Here is a 15,474-nt window from a genome sequence, read left to right as displayed (position 1 = left end):
CGTGGAGGTGGTTAACATCGACCGACCCGGTGGGAGATCTTGTCGCGACCTGATCGTTCGCAGAAAGTAGGCAATCCCATGAAAACCACCGTCGTCGTTGGCTTTTCCGCTCTCGCCATCACCTTCGCCGTGGCCGGGTGTTCCTTCGAGATCGGCGGAGCGAAGGTGAACGAGGCCGACCTCGAACGGTCGGTCTCGGAAACCCTGTCGACGAAGATCGGCACGCCTGTGAGCGAGGTTGACTGCCCAGGCGATTTGAGCGGGAAGGTGGGGACCACCATGCGCTGCACCATCACCGTCGACGGTGAACAGTTGGGCACCAACGTGACCGTGACAGCAGTCGACGGCGACATCGTGAATTACGACATCGCCGTCGATCCGAGTTAGCGACTAGCTGGCGTAAGCCCGCAATCGCTCAGCGCGGTCGCCCTTACGCAGCTTGGCCATGACCTCACGCTCGATCTGGCGAACGCGCTCGCGCGAGAGCCCGAAGAGCTTGCCGATCTGATCGAGCGTGCGGGGCTGGCCGTCGTCGAGGCCGTAGCGCAGGCGGATGACCTGCTGCTCGCGCTCATCGAGGGTGGCAAGCACGCTGCGCACATCGGTGTGCAGCAGGCCAGCGATCACGGCGCTTTCGGCCGACGTGGCTTCGGAATCCTCGATGAAGTCGCCGAGGGGAGCCTCTTCGTCGTTGCCAACCGGCATGTCCAGGCTGACCGGGTCGCGGCTGTGGTCGAGCAGGTCGGCGATTTTCTCGACCGGGATGCCCGACTCTTCCGAGAGTTCGGCATCGGTGGCTTCGCGACCGAGCTGCTGGTGCAACTCACGCTTGATGCGGGCGAGCTTGTTGACCTGCTCGACCAAATGCACTGGCAGCCGGATGGTGCGGCTCTGGTCGGCCATGCCACGCGTGATGGCCTGGCGAATCCACCAGGTTGCATAGGTGGAGAACTTAAAGCCCTTGGCGTAGTCGAACTTCTCCATCGCGCGGATGAGCCCGAGGTTGCCTTCCTGGATCAGGTCGAGCAACGGCATGCCGCGACCGGTGTAGCGCTTCGCGAGCGATACAACGAGACGCAGGTTGGCTTCGAGCAGGTGCGAGCGAGCACCCTGACCTTCTCGAACCAGGATCGCCAGGTCGCGCTTGCGCGTGGCCGACAATCGCTTGGTGGTCTCAAGCAGGTGCTGGGCATACAGGCCCGCCTCGATGCGCTTGGCCAGTTCTACCTCGTCGGCTGCCGTGAGCAGTGCCGTGCGACCGATTCCGTTCAAGTACACGCGTACCAAATCGGCGGCGGGGCTCTGGGCGTCGATATCAGCTTCGCTGGGGCGCACACGAGTTGTGGCGGGGCTTGTCATGACTTGCCTCCTGTCGGTGGTGTCTCATCCAGATCAACGGACCCGACAGAAGGAAAGTTCCCGGTATCGCCCGCCGTAAACGGCCCTGAGCTGCGCATTTAGGTCACGACTGCTGAGAAGTTCCTGAGAAGCGCGGCCAGGTTGGCCGAAAACGGTCGAGCGAGGGCCTCAGACCGGCCGAATCAGCCCGTGCCGCACCAATCCCATAACGACACTCAATGCCTGGGCGGCGAATTCGGGGCTCACCTCGTCTTCGCCCTGGGCGATGGATAACAGTTCGAGCAATTCGGCCAGCGTCAGTCCGTCGGCGCGCATTCCGGCGACGAGCGCGACGGTCGCGTCGTCAACTTCGTGCTGCCAACGCGGTCCGTCGCCACGGTGCAGTCGCGCGACCTGCTCATCCCAACCGAACTCGCCGGGCAGGTAAACGCGTTCAAGCGCGGTCGCCGGACTTGGTTCAAACCGCGACGTCCACGCGAGGTCGGGATCGCGCGCGACCGCACGCAGCCACGCTGACCGGGCGAAGTACGCGCTCGCCTCGGGCCCGAGCGGGTCATCGAAACCGTGCGTGAGGTCTTCGGCGAGCAGTTCGGTCGGCCCATCGATGGCGTGCAGGTAGACGAAACCGAAGCCGATCCCTTCGACGTCGGCGGCTTCGAACGCGTCGAGCCATGCCTGCGCACGTTCCTGGGCGGCCGGGTCGCGCGGGTCGAGGCCAGCATCGCGCAGCCACGTGCCCACATACAGCGCCGGATCAGCGACATCACGCTGCACAATCCAGGCGTCAACGCCGTATTCGGGCAACCACGACGACACGCGCTGTCGCCAATCTTGGCCATCAACGTGCACCCAGGCGGCGAGCATCGCGGCGGTCCCGCCGGGCGCGAGCAGGTCAGCGGCCTGCGAAATCACCAGTTCCGACGCGCCGTCGAGCGCGAGACCGGAGTCGCGATAGGTGTGTTCGATGCGCGCTGGCCCAACAACGAACGGCGGATTCGCGACGATCTGGTCGAAACGCCGACCAGCGACCGGTTCAAACCACGAGCCTTCCAGCAGTTCGAAGTCGAACCCGTTGAGCGCGGCCGTCGCTTCGGCGAGCCACAGCGCGCGTGGATTGACGTCGGTGGCGGTCACTTTGCCCGAATACTCCGCCGCGTGCACGGCCTGCACACCGCATCCGGTGCCCAGGTCTAATACCGTGCCGACCGGTTCGGTCGGGGTCGCCCGCAGCAGCGAAAGCGACGCGTGCCCGACGCCGAGCACGTGATCCTCGGTGAGCGTGCGGCGGCGCATCGAGTCGTCAAGATCGGAAAAGATCCAGCGCGTGCCTGATCCGGTATCGAGCGGACGCAGGTCGATCGCGGCCCTGACCTGGTCAAAGTCGCGAACAAGGAATCCGGCGGCGACTGCATCATCGACGCTCGCAGGCGCGATCGCGGCGGCGACCTCGTCGACCGGCAGCGGGTCACCCAGTAACAGCAGCCGGATCAGCGTGCCCAATTCGCCAGCGGCGAGCGCGGCGCGACGAACCGGAACCGGTTCGGATCGACCGAGCGCGGCGTGCACATCGTCGCCGAGCACGTCGAGTAGGCCGTCGGCGGTGTAACCGACGCGCAGCAGCGCGCTTCGCAGGTCCGGCGCGAGCGCGGTGAGCTGGGAATGGGTGGTCGTTGGGTTGTTCGGCACCCGAACACTGTGCCAGTCCGGCCCCGGCGTGCCGCCGCCGGAGGTGTCGGCGTGTCGCGCGCGGGCACCGCCTTCATACGGGCGGCGAAAATCTCACCCCGCGAACGGGCTTCGCGCCGTCAGACAATACGGGGCACCGGACGGGTCGCGCAGGACGAGCCAGCCGGCCCCGTCGGCGACGAAGGTCGCGCCGAGTAGTTCGTGCCAGGTTGCCGTGGCCGCGACATCGGTGCAGGCGAGGTCGGGGTGGGCGGAGGGAGGACGGGATTCGTCGAGTCGTTGCAGGAGAAACTGCAGCGGCTGACCGGGGTCACGTAGTCGGGTGAATTCGGGGCGCGGTGTCGGCTGTGGCGACCATCCCGTCAACTCGCGCCAAAATGCGGTCTCGTCAACCACATTCGACGCGCTCACATCCAGACAGATCTGATCGAGTCGCGTGACGTTGCCGTCCGGGCTCGCGCTGAGTCCGATCAGCTCGCGCGGTGCGGGGTCTGCGGTGGTGAAGCAAAAGACCTGTCCCGCAGGCGAAGTCATCGACGTGTAGTCGTCGCCTTCCGCAATCACCTTCGCGCCCAGGGCAATCGCACGTTCGACAGCGCGCGGAACGTCGACAACATCAAGGTCGAGATGCGTCCCCGGTGTCTCCGACTCAATCACCTGCATCTTCAACCACGCCGGACCGCTCGCGGGCAGGAGAGTAAGGAACTCGTCGCGCCCACCCCGTCGCGGCGACAGCGTCGACCCGGTGACCGTCGCCCAAAAGTGCGCGCATGCTTCGAAAGTCGATGCGGGACGGTCTAAGAAGGCCCATGTCCAGCTGATCATCCCCTGCGTCCTCCTCGGTTCACCACGTTCACGCGATGTGCACGGTAGTACCACTGCACGACGGTGGCGCCATCTTGTCGAAAGATGGCACCGGGTCGCCTCGCGCACGCCCCATCGCGTCCGTCAAGCTGGACGCGTGACCGAGCTGCGCACCCCGCCGACCGACCAGTCGACCCCGCGTCGCCGAGTCCACCCAGCATGGATCGTCGCGGCGGTCGGGTTCGTGACCCTGCTCGGCGCGGCCGCGTTCCGCTCGGTGCCAAGCGTGCTCATCGACCCGCTGCACGTCGAATTCGGCTGGTCACACGCCACAATCGCGGGCGCGGTTTCGCTCAACATGCTGCTCTACGGCCTGATATCGCCGTTCGCCGCCGCGCTGATGGACCGCTTCGGCATTCGCCAGGTTGTTTGTTGCGCGCTGGTGCTCATCGCGGCTGGCGCCGGGCTCACGGTCTTCATGACCCAGCCGTGGCAGTTGGTCCTGACCTGGGGATTGCTCGTCGGCGTTGGCGTCGGATCGATGTCGATGCCGTTCGTCGCCACGATTGGCGGCCGCTGGTTCGTCCAGAGTCGTGGCCTCGTGACCGGCATTCTCACGGCAGCGGGCGCGACCGGCCAACTGGTTTTCCTCCCGCTCGTCGCGAAACTGGCGAACGAGCACGGCTGGCGGATGCCGTCGCTGCTCGTCGCGGGGGTCGCGCTCGCGGTGGTGCCGCTGGTGTGGCTGTGCCTGCGCGATTACCCGAGCGACCTCGGGGTGCGCGCCTACGGTGCCCCAGCCGACTCGCCGGTCGGCGTGCGCGTGGCCCACACCGGCGGTTCGGCGACGCGTGCGCTGCGCGTGCTCGCGACAGCGGCGCGAACGCGCGGATTCTGGCTGCTCGCAGGCGGATTCGCGATTTGTGGCGCGTCGACGAACGGGCTCGTCGGCACGCACTTCGTCACCGCTGCCCACGACCACGGCATGCCATCGACGACGGCCGCCGGGCTGCTCGCGCTCGTCGGCATCTTCGATGTCGCTGGCACGATCGCCTCCGGGTGGCTGTCGGACCGCTTCGACCCGCGTTATCTCCTCGTCGGCTACTACGCGCTGCGTGGGCTTTCGCTGCTGATCCTGCCGTCACTGCTCGGCCCGTACACCCAACCGAGCATGTGGGTGTTCGTCGTTTTCTACGGACTTGACTGGATCGCGACCGTGCCACCGACGGTTCTGCTGTGTCGCGAACTGTTCGGCGAGGACGGCCCCATCGCTTTCGGCTGGGTCTTCGCCGCGCACCAGGTTGGTGCCGCGATCGCCGCGACGGGCGCTGGCCTGATCCGCGACATCAATGGTTCCTACGATCTCGCCTGGTACGTCGCTGGCGGATTGTGCGCGATCGCGGCGGTGATGTCGCTGCTGATTGTGCGACCGAAAATCATTCGATGATGTTGTGTTTGCGCGCTTCGAGTTGAAGTTGGGCGTCGCGCCCATCCCAGCGGCTCGGCTCAGTCTTGTCGCGCGGCGGCCGGTCGTTGGCGATGAGCACCGCGATCCACGGCAGCGGCACCGACGCCAGCATGATCAAGATCGCGAGCAGCGGACTTTCGAAGGTCACGTACGAAATCGCCGCCAAAACAAGGCACGGAATGCGCAGGCCCATGATCAGCATGTAGCGCCGCACGCGGGCACGATGCTGGTCTTCCAGCGAAGGTGCCGCCTCGGTGATCAAGACCGCATGACGCGGGTCAGAGCTGGCGAAGCTCCGCCGAACGCCGGGGGTGTCGGCGGGCGGAGTGGGTACCGTGACCTCGGGGTTTTCGTCGGCGCCGGGGACATCGCCGTTGTCGCGCATAGCCCAAGTCTTCCACTTTGGTCAGATGCCCGCACAAGCGGCTGGTCTGCGCGCTGTCGCATCGATGCGGCATCATGGATGTCGTGAGTACAGACACCCTGGTGCGCCCGGAAACCACCACTGACGAGACGACGAGCGACGACACTCCCAAGGTCTTCCACTACGTGAAAAAGAACCGGATTGCCGAAAGCGCCGTCATGGGCACGATGGTCGTCGCCTTATGTGGTGAGGTTTTCCCCGTTACCCGCTCGGCCAAGCCCGGTTCGCCGGTTTGCCCAGACTGCAAAAAGGTCTACGACGGCTTGCGTAAAGGCGACTGAGCACGCATTTCCGGCACCGTCGGCTCTGTTGAGTCGACGGATGCGCGGTCGTGTTCATCCGACAAATCGAGACTCTCGATGTCCTCGCCGTTGCGCAGTCGAGTGAGCCAGTCGCGAATCTGTTCCATTCGCGTGGCGCGGGCGGGCCAAAACTCCTGCACAGCGGCGTTGAATTCCGCGCCGAGAATTACCGCGAAGCCGAGAAAGTACGTGAAAAGCAGAAACGCGATCGGCGTCGCGAGCGCGCCGTAGGTCACGCCGGTGTCGGTGATCCACGACAGGTAGCGCCGCAAAACGTCGCTCGCGCCCATGAAAAAAACGCCCGCGATCAGCGCGCCCCACAGCAGCCGATGCCACGGCAGTGTTTTGTGCAACGCGAGCTTGTACAGCGTGGTCAGCCCGACAATCAGCAGCAGGCCAACGATCGGGTAGTAGAACCCATCGATCAGCCGCAGGCCCGGTTCGCGCCAGCTCTCGGGGAGGATGCGCCCCACGATCGTGGGCCCCACCGCGACGAGCGGCAGGATCAGCACCGCCGCGATGAGGAATTGCACGTACAGCAGCAGCGCGAAAATTCGCTGCCACACCGGATTGCGCGCGTCTTCCTGACCGTGCGCGTGCACGATCGCGTCAACGAAGGTTGCCATCGCCGACGAACCGGCCCACAGCGACAACACGAAGCCGATCGACACCACCGCGCCCCGACCGCGACCGAGCACATCGGCAACCGTGGGTTCGATCAGATCAGCGACCACGCTCGGATTGAAAAACTCCCGGCTGAACGTGATGATTTTCGCCTCGACAATGTCGACGGTGTCGGGCCCGAAAAGGCCGCCCAACCAGCCAAGCGAGCCCAACAGCCCAAGCAAAAGCGGTGCCAGCGACATCGTCTGCCAGAACGCCGCCGCCGCCGACTTGTCGAAAATGGAGTGGTCCCAGCACTTCTGCGCGACACGCACGATCAGCCGCCACACCGTCTGAAACCATCGACGATGTTCGCCCGCGCGTTGCCCGCTTGGCTCGGAAGTGGTGGCCTTGTCCTCGTTCATCTCGGGTTAAGCATCTCCCACGTTGGTAACTCGCGTGGGTCGGGCCGCTGTTCGTGTCGGCGCACGGCGGGCAAACGGACGGTGACGCGTTCGACCACCTGTTCGTACGGTGCTCAGTTGTGACGCTTCTCGCCCGCGCCGCGTCGGTTTGGCGACACGCCGGAGCGGGCCGCTAGGGTCGACTGCGTGACTGGGTCGGTGGGCGCCGCTACGGCGATAAATGCGAGTACACCGGGCGAGCAGCCGACCGGTGGTGGTTCGCTGCGCGCATGGCAGCGGCGGGCGCTCACGAAGTATTTGTCGAGCAAGCCGCGCGACTTTCTCGCGGTCGCGACGCCGGGTGCAGGTAAAACCACCTTCGCGCTGCGGGTAGCTGCTGAGTTGCTAGCGGATCGGACCGTCGACCAGATCACCGTGGTCGCGCCGACCGAACACCTCAAGCACCAGTGGGCCGCGTCGGCGGCGCGGTCGGGGATCGCGCTCGACTCGCGCTTCTCTAACAGCACCGGCGGCACGTCAGGCGACTATCACGGTGTCGTCGTCACTTACGCCCAAGTCGCCGCGCACCCAGCCCGCCACCGCGTGCGCACCGAAAACCGTCGCACGCTGGTGATTCTCGACGAGATCCACCACGCTGGCGACGCGAAAACGTGGGGTGAGGCAACCGAGGAAGCTTTTGGCGACGCGACTCGACGCCTGGCGCTCACCGGTACGCCGTTCCGCAGTGACGATTCGAAAATCCCGTTCGTCACCTACGAACCGGACGAAGCGGGCTTGCCGCGTTCGCGCGCCGACCACTCCTACGGATACGCCGACGCGCTCGCTGACGGCGTCGTCCGGCCCGTGGTATTCCTCGCCTACTCCGGCGACGCCCATTGGCGCGACAGCGCGGGCGAAGAGCACACCGCCCGCCTCGGCGAGCCGCTGAGCGCCGAACAGACCGCGCGTGCGTGGCGGACGGCGCTCGACCCGGCAGGCGACTGGATCTCGGCCGTCCTACGCGCCGCCGACACGCGACTACGTCAGCTGCGCGCGTCGGGCATGCCGGACGCGGGCGGTCTCGTGATCGCGACCGACCAGGAACGCGCGCGCGACTATGCCGAACTGCTCGAACACATCAGTGGGGAGCGGCCGACGGTCGTGCTTTCCGACGACCCGCAGTCGTCGAACCGCATTGGTGAATTCGCCGAGGGAACGCAGCCGTGGATGGTCGCGGTGCGCATGGTGTCCGAAGGTGTCGACGTGCCGCGCCTCGCCGTTGGGGTGTACGCGACGTCGGCGTCGACCCCGCTGTACTTCGCGCAGGCGATCGGGCGCTTCGTGCGTGCCCGCGCCAAGGGCGAAACCGCGAGCGTGTTCCTGCCGTCGGTGCCCGTGCTCCTCGACCTCGCCGCGCAGCTTGAGGTGCAGCGCGACCACGTGATCGGCAAGCCGCATCGCGAAAAGGGCGCGTTCGACGACGAACTGCTCGTCGACGCGAACAAGCGCAAAGATGAGCCGGGCGAAGAAGAGAAGTCGTTTGTCGCGTTGGCGGCCGACGCTGAGCTTGACCAGGTGATTTACGAGGGTTCGTCGTTCGGCACCGCGACCATCGCCGGTTCCGATGAGGAAGCCGACTACCTCGGCATCCCTGGCCTGCTCGACGCCGACCAGATGCGCGCTTTGCTTCGCGACCGCCAAACGCGTCAGCTCGACAACCGCACGGCGGCAAAGGAAGTGGTCGCCCCGGCCCCGGTCGCCGAACGTGTCGCGACCGCTGACCGGTTGGGTGAGCTGCGCAAGGAACTCAACAGCTTGGTCGCGATGTACCACCACCGAACGAACAAGCCGCACGGCGTGATTCACGGCGAGTTGCGTCGCGAATGTGGTGGTCCGCCAACGGCTTTGGCGACCGCCGACCAGTTGACCGAGCGCATCGCGGCTTTGCGTCGGCGGTAGGACCCCCAAGCCGCGCTGGAATGTGGCTGTGCGCCAAGCGGATTGATTGGCGTGTGGCGCGTCGCGAATGTGCAGCGGCCGCCACCCGCGTTGGCGGGCGGCTGCCGCCACCCCTGGGGAAGTCAGCCCGACGGGTTCGCGCTCACGCTACTGCCGTGCGGCCGCCAGTACCGTCAACGCCTGGTCGGCGGACGCCAGCAGGTCGTCGCGTGAGACGCCGTCGCGCGCCTGGATCGACAAACCGTTGAGCACCGTGCTGTAGAAGGTGGCGAGGGCGGCGGTGTCGGTTTCGGGGCGGAACTCGCCCGCCGCAACCCCCGCGTCTAAGCGGGCGCGGAGGGCGTCGGTCACCGAAAGGCGTGCGGTGGCGAGAAATTCGCCCACTCCCTCAGTGCGGGTGATCGCCGGGCGCCCAGCGAGGACAACGAGACACCCGCGTTGTTTGCCCAGCGCGGTGTAGCAAACGACGTTGTCGCGCAACATCTTCGACACGGCCGCATATGCCGTCGGCTCGTTGCGCAGGGCTTGGGCGGTAATCGACCCTTCCGACTGCCCGTACAGGTCAACGGCCGCGCGGAACAACGCCTCTTTGTCGCCAAACGCCGCGTACAGGCTGGGAGAGTTGATGCCCATCGCGGTGGTGAGGTCAGTCATCGACGTGCCGTCGTACCCGTGCTCCCAGAACACTTCCATCGCGCGGCGCAGCGCTACGTCGCGGTCGAAGCCCCGGGGCCTGCCACGTGTCGCCGCCATTCGCGCCCTTTCTGTAGTGATCGCTAAATATACCCGCGCTAACTCTTGACGGCGACGGGTGCGGTGCGCTTGGGTACTTATGTAACGATCAATACAAAAAGGAGTTCGTTCATGACAGGCACAACGGTCGCGCTGGTTACCGGTGGAAGTCGCGGGATTGGGGCGGCGATTGTCCGCAAGCTCGCGCGCGCAGGTGCCGACGTCGCGTTTACCTACCAGCGCGACGAGGTTGCCGCGAAAGGCGTTGCCGACGAAGTTGCCGCGCTCGGTCGCCGGGCGCTGCCGCTCAAGGCAGACAGCGCCGATGCGGCTCAGGTGGTCGACGCCGTCGACGCGACCGCGCGCGAATTCGGTCACCTCGATGTGCTCGTAAACAACGCGGGCATTTTCCCGGCGAAGCCTTACGCCGACTTCACCCTGGATGAGATCGACAACGCGCTCGCAATTCACGCCCGCGCGCCGTTTGTGGCTGGTCAGGCCGCGCTCGCCCACCTCCGCGACGGCGGTCGCATTATTTCGATCGGTAGCAACCTCACCGACCGCGCCCTTTTCGGCGGCCTCGCGCTCTACAACCTCAGTAAGTCAGCGCTCACCGGCTATACCAAGGCTTTGGCACGCGAACTCGGCCCACGCGGCATCACCGTCAACCTGGTGCAGCCGGGCTCAACGGACACCGAGATGAACCCCGCCGATGGCGCGCACGCGTCGACCCAACGAGACTTCAACGCCCTCGGCTGCTTTGGCACCCCCGACGACGTCGCGGAACTGGTCGCCTTCCTCGCAAGCCCGGCAGCGCGCTCGATCACCGGCGCGGTCCTGACTGTCGACGGCGGAACGAACGCACAGGTCAGGACTATCCGAAAAAGGCTGCTGGGTCGAGGGTGTTGATTGCGGTCCAGCGTGGCTCGGCGGCCGCCACGTTAGCGGTGGGGGTGGCCTCGAAATAGCCCTGCAGCGACAGGGCCTTGCTCGGCTCGTTGTCCACCACTTGCGCGACCGCGTACAACGTCGCGAGCACGTGCAGGCAGCGTGGAGTGCGGGCCGAGCAGGAGCAATCGCTGTTCGCCAACGTTGGCGCGGGGGAGTGGCCCGCGGCGACCAACGCGGTGTGATCGGCGTCGGTCACCGCCGTAGCCGCGCCCGGGATGATGGTGGCGACGGCCGCGACCACCTCCCGCGCCAGCGGCGCGAACTCCACGTGCGTTACCGAGGCTTCGCCGCCCCGATGTAGGTGGGCCCGGACAACGCGGCCCTCCACTTCCAGCGTCAGCCCGTCGCTCGCCGCGACCCGCCGCGCGCGGGGGAGTAGCGGGTCGGGGCGCGTCTGGTTCAGTGGCTCAGCAAGCCGAACCCAGTCGCGACCCCACCGCGTGTAACCAAAGTCGTTGAGTCCCATCAGTTCTCCCGCTTACGTCGAAGGATATCGACGAGCGCGTCGTCGTCGAGCCGGGCGAGTTCGGCGATCCCCGCGCTGTCAGCGAGATCGGTGAGCGCCGACTTGCGACTGTGCATCGCGGCAATGTGTTCCTCGACCGTTGTCGCGCTGGTCAACGTCGTCACTGTGACGGTGCGCGTCTGCCCAATTCGGTGCACGCGGTCCGACGCCTGCGCTTCGACGGCCGGATTCCACCACCGGTCGAAGTGGATCACGTCGGCCGCGCGGGTGAGGGTGAGGCCGGTGCCCGCCGCCCGCAAACTCAGGATGAGCACCTGAGGACCGTCGCTCGATTGGAAGTCGGCAACGATCTTCGCGCGGTCGGCCGCGCTGAGCCCGCCGTGGAAAAACGGCGCCGCAACGCCGAATTCGTTGGCGAAATGCTCGACAAGGAGTTCGCCCGTCTTGCGGTACTGCGTGAAAACCAGGGTGGGATCGCCAGTTTCGATGTTGGTGCCGACGATGTCGATGCAGAGGTCGAATTTGCCTGAGCGACCGGCGATGTCGCTGAGGTCCCCGGTGATGAGGCCAGGATGGTTGCACACCTGCTTGAGTTGTGTGAGCGCGGCAAGCACGCGACTCTGCCGCTGCGCGCCCGCGCCGAAACCCTCGTCGATGGCGTTGGCGAGCACCCTGTCGTAGACGCGTTCCTGTTCCTCGGTGAGGTCGCACCGCAGGTCGCTATGAATTTTCGCGGGTAGCGCGGTGGCAACCTGAATCTTCTTGCGGCCCAAGACAACTGGCTCGATCGCATCGCGTAGTCGGGCGGCAGCGGTGGTTGAGCCTTCGCTGATCGGGCGCACGAACCGGCGACGGAACTGGGTTCGATGCGCGAACAGGCGCGGTGCGGTGAGGTTGAGCAGGGCGAACAGTTCGTCGAGGTGGTTTTCCACCGGCGTGCCGGTGAGCGCGACACGCGCGTCCGTCGGCAGGGCACGCGCCGCCTTCGCAACCTGGGTGCGCGGATTCTTCAACACCTGCGCCTCATCGAAAACGACCGTGCCCCAATGGGTTTCGCTCAACTGTCCGCCGTGCAACCGCAGCGTCGGATAACCGGTGACAACCACCGCGTTCGCCTCGGTCGGCACGCCGCCGCCCCGCCACGCGACAGGCGCGAGCCCCGGCGCGAACTTGGCGATCTCATGGGTCCAGTTGCCAACAAGCGAAGTGGGGCACACGACGAGCTGCGGACGACCAACGCGCCCAGCGAGCAACCCGATGGTTTGCACGGTCTTACCGAGCCCCATCTCGTCGGCGAGCACGGCCCCACCGAACTCCGCGACGGTCTCGCGCAACCACCCAACAAGCGAAGTGGGGCACACGACGAGCTGCGGACGACCAACGCGCCCAGCGAGCAACCCGATGGTTTGCACGGTCTTACCGAGCCCCATCTCGTCGGCGAGCACGGCCCCACCGAACTCCGCGACGGTCTCGCGCAACCACCCAACCCCGCGCACCTGATAGGGGCGCAACGTGGCCGAAAGTAACCCGCCGAGTTCACCCTCAAGCGCCTCGGTTTCCCGCAACACCCGCCCGGCCCGCTCGGCCGAGACGATCGCGCTGCCCACTGCATCAGGCACGGCATGCGCGGCAACGGGCAGAACCGCTGGACCGGCACCGACATCGCCGACCCCAGCACCGCCGCCGCCCGCCGCCCGCGCATCCCGCCCCGCGACCATCATCTCCCGCAACGCCAACCCTGACGCAGCCAATTCCGTCTCCGGCAGTCCGACTAACTCCGCGCCCGTCACCACCGCGACCGGCGTCGCAACAGGCTCAATCGCCCCACGCGCCCCACCAGGCAACGCGAGCAGCATTTCCTCGCGATCACCAAGGTCAGGTGCGGGTCCCGGCGCGTCGCCTTTCCATGTCCACAGGGCGAAAAGGTGCCGGTCTGGCAGGTACGTGACCTGAATTGATGACAGAACGTTCTCCTCTGCTCGCAACGCCAACCAGGTTAATAACGTACAGTGTACTGAGATTAGTTCCCGATGGGGAAAGGAAAATGTGGCGATGAGCACCCCAGCCGACGACGCGCGCGTCATCGAACTGCTCTGGCGGCACTACCGCCCCGAGCGCCCACCTCAACGCGGCCCCAAACCGGGCATGACCGTCGACGACGTAGTGCTCGCAGGCATTCGTATCGCCGACCGCGATGGCATCGCCAAACTGAGCATGCGCACCGTCGCCGCCGAACTGGGCATGCGACCAATGAGCCTCTACACCTACGTCCCGAGCAAGGAAGCACTGCTCACCCTGATGGTCGACCACCTCGCGACCGAAGACGACCCCCTCCCGACCGGAACACAAGCGCTCATCGCCATCGCCACCCAGGTGCGCGCCGAACTTATCGCCCACCCCTGGCTGCTGGAAATCACCCCGTGGCGACATGTCCTCGGCCCCGGCCGCACCGGCCGCTACGACAGGCAACTCGCTGCCCTCGCCGAGCTAACCGACCTCGACGACCTGGCCGCCGACCGCGCTATCGCCATCCTCACCGACTTCGCCACCGGCAACGCCCGCCTCGCCGTCGGCCGAGCCCGCGCGAGCGAAGAGCTCAGCGATGCCGATTGGTGGGCGACCAACGGCCCGCTGCTCGCCGAACTGGTGCCCGCCGACGCATTCCCGCTGGCAGCGCGCGTCGGTGCGCGAGCGGGCGAACACTACGGCGCCCCCGCCGACCCCGACGGCGCGTTCGTCTACGGCGCACAACTGCTCGCCGACGGCATCCTGGCCAATACATAACGAAAGCGGGTGCCCATTCCGGGCACCCGCTTCGAGGATTCTGTTGTCAGATGTTGTTGTTTTAGGACGCGAGGAGAGGTCAGAGAGCGGGAGCCGAATCCGTGTCGATCACGGCTTCGAGCTCACGCAAACGGTCCATGTGTTCGTTCGCGTGGTGCTGGCAGAAGAGCAACTCGCCACCGGCGGGAAGTACGGCACGCACTTTGGCGGCCGCCCCACAGCGGTCGCAGCGATCGACCGCGGTCAGCGTGGTGCTGGTCAGGGTTGTTGGCATGACTCCTCCGTCCCGGCTCGCGACAATTCGTTGCCGCCGCCTAGGTGTGGGCCCCGTGGTCACTCCACGTGGCTCGCGTCCGCTACTTCCCAGCAGTGGTACGACTACTCTGTCAGACGTTCGGCGTCGCGGCATTGTTCCCAGATGTGAATCTTTGTGTTTTCTCTAACACGACCTGCGGTTTCGCTGAAAGCGAACGCGGTCTTGGGGGCCTTGCGCCGAGCACCTAACACACACTTGTCGATCTTGTCCCTCATTAGTCCTGTCGCTGGCTGGCTGGTTGCCCGTTACGCCACCCGGTATGACAGGCTCTCTCGTAGTCCGAATCCGTTGTCTACCGGGAGATTACCCGTGACCGTGACTGTCCACACGCTTGTTCATCTGTGTAGTTCCGAAGAATGGGACCAGCTCGATAACGACGAGCATAAGGACGGATATCGCCGCCCGCCTTCGCTCGCCGAATCGGGCTTCGTCCACCTGTCGACGCCCGACCAGGTTCACCTGCCCGCCAACCGCCTTTTCGCGGGCCGCGACGACATGGTCTTGCTGTGGATCGACGCGGCCCGACTCACCGATGAAGTGAAGTTCGAACCCGGCGTGGCGACCGACCCCGATTCGATGCGATTCCCCCATCTCTACGGTCCGCTACCGCGCGCCGCCGTGGTGGCGGTCACGCGCTATGTGCCTGGTCACGACGGGATTTACCGCACCCCGCAGCAGCCGTCGAGTGGGGCTTGACACATTTGGTCGGGCTCCGGGCTATGGTCGACAGGTGAACGTCGACGTCACAGCGCTACCGGGCATCGGAGTGCGTAAGGATTTCGAAGTCCGGTCCGGCCGCCGCATTGGCGTTGTCGCGCACCGAGACGGCGATATCGATCTGATCGTGTCCAAAGCCGAAGACCAGGACGCCATCGCCGCGCAGGTTCCGCTCACCACCGACGAGGCGTCGGTGCTGGCCAACCTGCTTGGCGCGCCGCAATTGGTTGCCAAGCTCAACGATGAGCATTCCGATCTGCCTGGCATCACCACCCGCCAGCTCGGCATCGTTGACGAGTCGCCGTACGCGGGCCGCACGCTGGGCGAAACCGCCATGCGCACCCGCACCAAAACCTCGATCGTCGCGGTGATGCGCGCTGGTCAATTGCACCCTTCGCCTGGCCCCGACTTCACTTTCACCGAGGGCGACCTGCTTGTGGTTGTCGGCACCCCCGATGGCCTCGACGCGGCCGCGAGAATTCTCACGCACGGCTGACCG

General features: G+C 66.0%; 17 protein-coding genes. 8 read left to right on the top strand and 9 right to left on the bottom strand.

Features of this window, described 5'->3' with window-relative positions:
- The first annotated feature begins 78 nt into the window (after positions 1–78).
- Complete coding sequence (locus IEX78_RS05455) at positions 79–387, top strand: DUF4333 domain-containing protein (RefSeq protein ID WP_188827679.1); 309 nt, start codon at positions 79–81, stop codon at positions 385–387.
- 3 nt (positions 388–390) lie between these two features.
- On the opposite strand, the gene IEX78_RS05450 is transcribed toward IEX78_RS05455, so the two are convergent.
- The 3 genes from IEX78_RS05450 to IEX78_RS05440 all read right to left on the bottom strand — a co-directional run bounded on the left by IEX78_RS05450 (position 391) and on the right by IEX78_RS05440 (position 3,870).
- The gene (locus tag IEX78_RS05450) at positions 391–1,359 is read right to left on the bottom strand and encodes a sigma-70 family RNA polymerase sigma factor (protein ID WP_188827678.1); all 969 of its coding nucleotides are present in this window, start codon (positions 1,357–1,359) and stop codon (positions 391–393) included.
- A 168-nt stretch (positions 1,360–1,527) separates the two neighbouring features.
- Complete coding sequence (locus tag IEX78_RS05445) at positions 1,528–3,045, bottom strand: DUF7782 domain-containing protein (protein WP_188827677.1); 1,518 nt, start codon at positions 3,043–3,045, stop codon at positions 1,528–1,530.
- 93 nt (positions 3,046–3,138) lie between these two features.
- On the bottom strand, positions 3,139–3,870 hold the full coding sequence (locus tag IEX78_RS05440; protein WP_188827676.1) for a VOC family protein: 732 nt from the start codon (positions 3,868–3,870) through the stop codon (positions 3,139–3,141).
- Between the two features lie 136 nt (positions 3,871–4,006).
- On the opposite strand from IEX78_RS05440, the gene IEX78_RS05435 reads away from it, so the two are divergent.
- A complete protein-coding gene (locus IEX78_RS05435) occupies positions 4,007–5,296 on the top strand; it encodes an MFS transporter (RefSeq protein WP_188827675.1) in 1,290 nt (429 codons plus the stop codon).
- Here IEX78_RS05435 and IEX78_RS05430 read toward each other — a convergent pair.
- Complete coding sequence (locus IEX78_RS05430) at positions 5,286–5,702, bottom strand: DUF3099 domain-containing protein (protein ID WP_188827674.1); 417 nt, start codon at positions 5,700–5,702, stop codon at positions 5,286–5,288. The two genes, IEX78_RS05435 and IEX78_RS05430, sit on opposite strands and share 11 nt — an antisense overlap.
- Positions 5,703–5,785: 83 nt before the next feature.
- Here IEX78_RS05430 and IEX78_RS05425 point away from each other — a divergent pair, with 83 nt between their 5' ends.
- On the top strand, positions 5,786–6,022 hold the full coding sequence (locus IEX78_RS05425) for a DUF3039 domain-containing protein (protein ID WP_188827673.1): 237 nt from the start codon (positions 5,786–5,788) through the stop codon (positions 6,020–6,022).
- Here the strand turns inward: IEX78_RS05425 and IEX78_RS05420 are convergent.
- A complete protein-coding gene (locus tag IEX78_RS05420) occupies positions 5,995–7,071 on the bottom strand; it encodes a YihY/virulence factor BrkB family protein (RefSeq protein WP_188827672.1) in 1,077 nt (358 codons plus the stop codon). The genes IEX78_RS05425 and IEX78_RS05420 overlap by 28 nt on opposite strands.
- Positions 7,072–7,269: 198 nt before the next feature.
- On the opposite strand from IEX78_RS05420, the gene IEX78_RS05415 reads away from it, so the two are divergent.
- Positions 7,270–9,009: a DEAD/DEAH box helicase gene (locus IEX78_RS05415; protein WP_373291537.1), complete on the top strand. Its 1,740-nt coding sequence runs from the start codon at positions 7,270–7,272 to the stop codon at positions 9,007–9,009.
- A gap of 147 nt (positions 9,010–9,156) precedes the next feature.
- On the opposite strand, the gene IEX78_RS05410 is transcribed toward IEX78_RS05415, so the two are convergent.
- Positions 9,157–9,762 carry a TetR/AcrR family transcriptional regulator gene (locus tag IEX78_RS05410; protein WP_188827671.1) on the bottom strand — a complete coding sequence of 202 codons (606 nt, stop codon included), beginning with the start codon at positions 9,760–9,762 and terminating at the stop codon, positions 9,157–9,159.
- A gap of 111 nt (positions 9,763–9,873) precedes the next feature.
- Between IEX78_RS05410 and IEX78_RS05405 the strand changes: the two genes are divergently transcribed.
- Positions 9,874–10,650 (top strand): SDR family NAD(P)-dependent oxidoreductase, encoded by a 777-nt coding sequence (locus IEX78_RS05405; RefSeq protein WP_188827670.1) that lies wholly within the window; start codon positions 9,874–9,876, stop codon positions 10,648–10,650.
- Here IEX78_RS05405 and IEX78_RS05400 read toward each other — a convergent pair.
- A complete protein-coding gene (locus IEX78_RS05400; protein WP_188827669.1) occupies positions 10,616–11,158 on the bottom strand; it encodes a hypothetical protein in 543 nt (180 codons plus the stop codon). The two genes, IEX78_RS05405 and IEX78_RS05400, sit on opposite strands and share 35 nt — an antisense overlap.
- A complete protein-coding gene (locus tag IEX78_RS05395) occupies positions 11,158–13,143 on the bottom strand; it encodes a DEAD/DEAH box helicase (protein ID WP_373291519.1) in 1,986 nt (661 codons plus the stop codon). Before IEX78_RS05395 ends, IEX78_RS05400 begins: the two co-directional genes overlap by 1 nt.
- 67 nt (positions 13,144–13,210) lie before the next feature.
- Between IEX78_RS05395 and IEX78_RS05390 the strand changes: the two genes are divergently transcribed.
- A complete protein-coding gene (locus IEX78_RS05390; protein ID WP_188827668.1) occupies positions 13,211–13,942 on the top strand; it encodes a TetR/AcrR family transcriptional regulator in 732 nt (243 codons plus the stop codon).
- A gap of 79 nt (positions 13,943–14,021) precedes the next feature.
- On the opposite strand, the gene IEX78_RS05385 is transcribed toward IEX78_RS05390, so the two are convergent.
- Positions 14,022–14,216: a DUF7455 domain-containing protein gene (locus tag IEX78_RS05385; protein WP_188827667.1), complete on the bottom strand. Its 195-nt coding sequence runs from the start codon at positions 14,214–14,216 to the stop codon at positions 14,022–14,024.
- A 351-nt stretch (positions 14,217–14,567) separates the two neighbouring features.
- On the opposite strand from IEX78_RS05385, the gene IEX78_RS05380 reads away from it, so the two are divergent.
- Positions 14,568–14,954, top strand: coding sequence for a DUF952 domain-containing protein (locus tag IEX78_RS05380; protein WP_188827666.1), 387 nt, complete (start codon positions 14,568–14,570; stop codon positions 14,952–14,954).
- A 34-nt stretch (positions 14,955–14,988) separates the two neighbouring features.
- Entirely contained in the window at positions 14,989–15,471 is a 483-nt protein-coding gene (locus IEX78_RS05375) for a cation:proton antiporter regulatory subunit (RefSeq protein WP_188827665.1), read from the top strand.
- The last annotated feature ends 3 nt before the right edge of the window (positions 15,472–15,474 follow it).

The organism is Nocardia camponoti, assembly GCF_014646135.1.
GTDB classification, from domain to species: Bacteria; Actinomycetota; Actinomycetes; order Mycobacteriales; family Mycobacteriaceae; genus Nocardia; species Nocardia camponoti.
The sequence above is the reverse complement of the archived record's forward strand: the minus strand, read 5'-3'. Positions and strand labels throughout refer to the sequence as shown.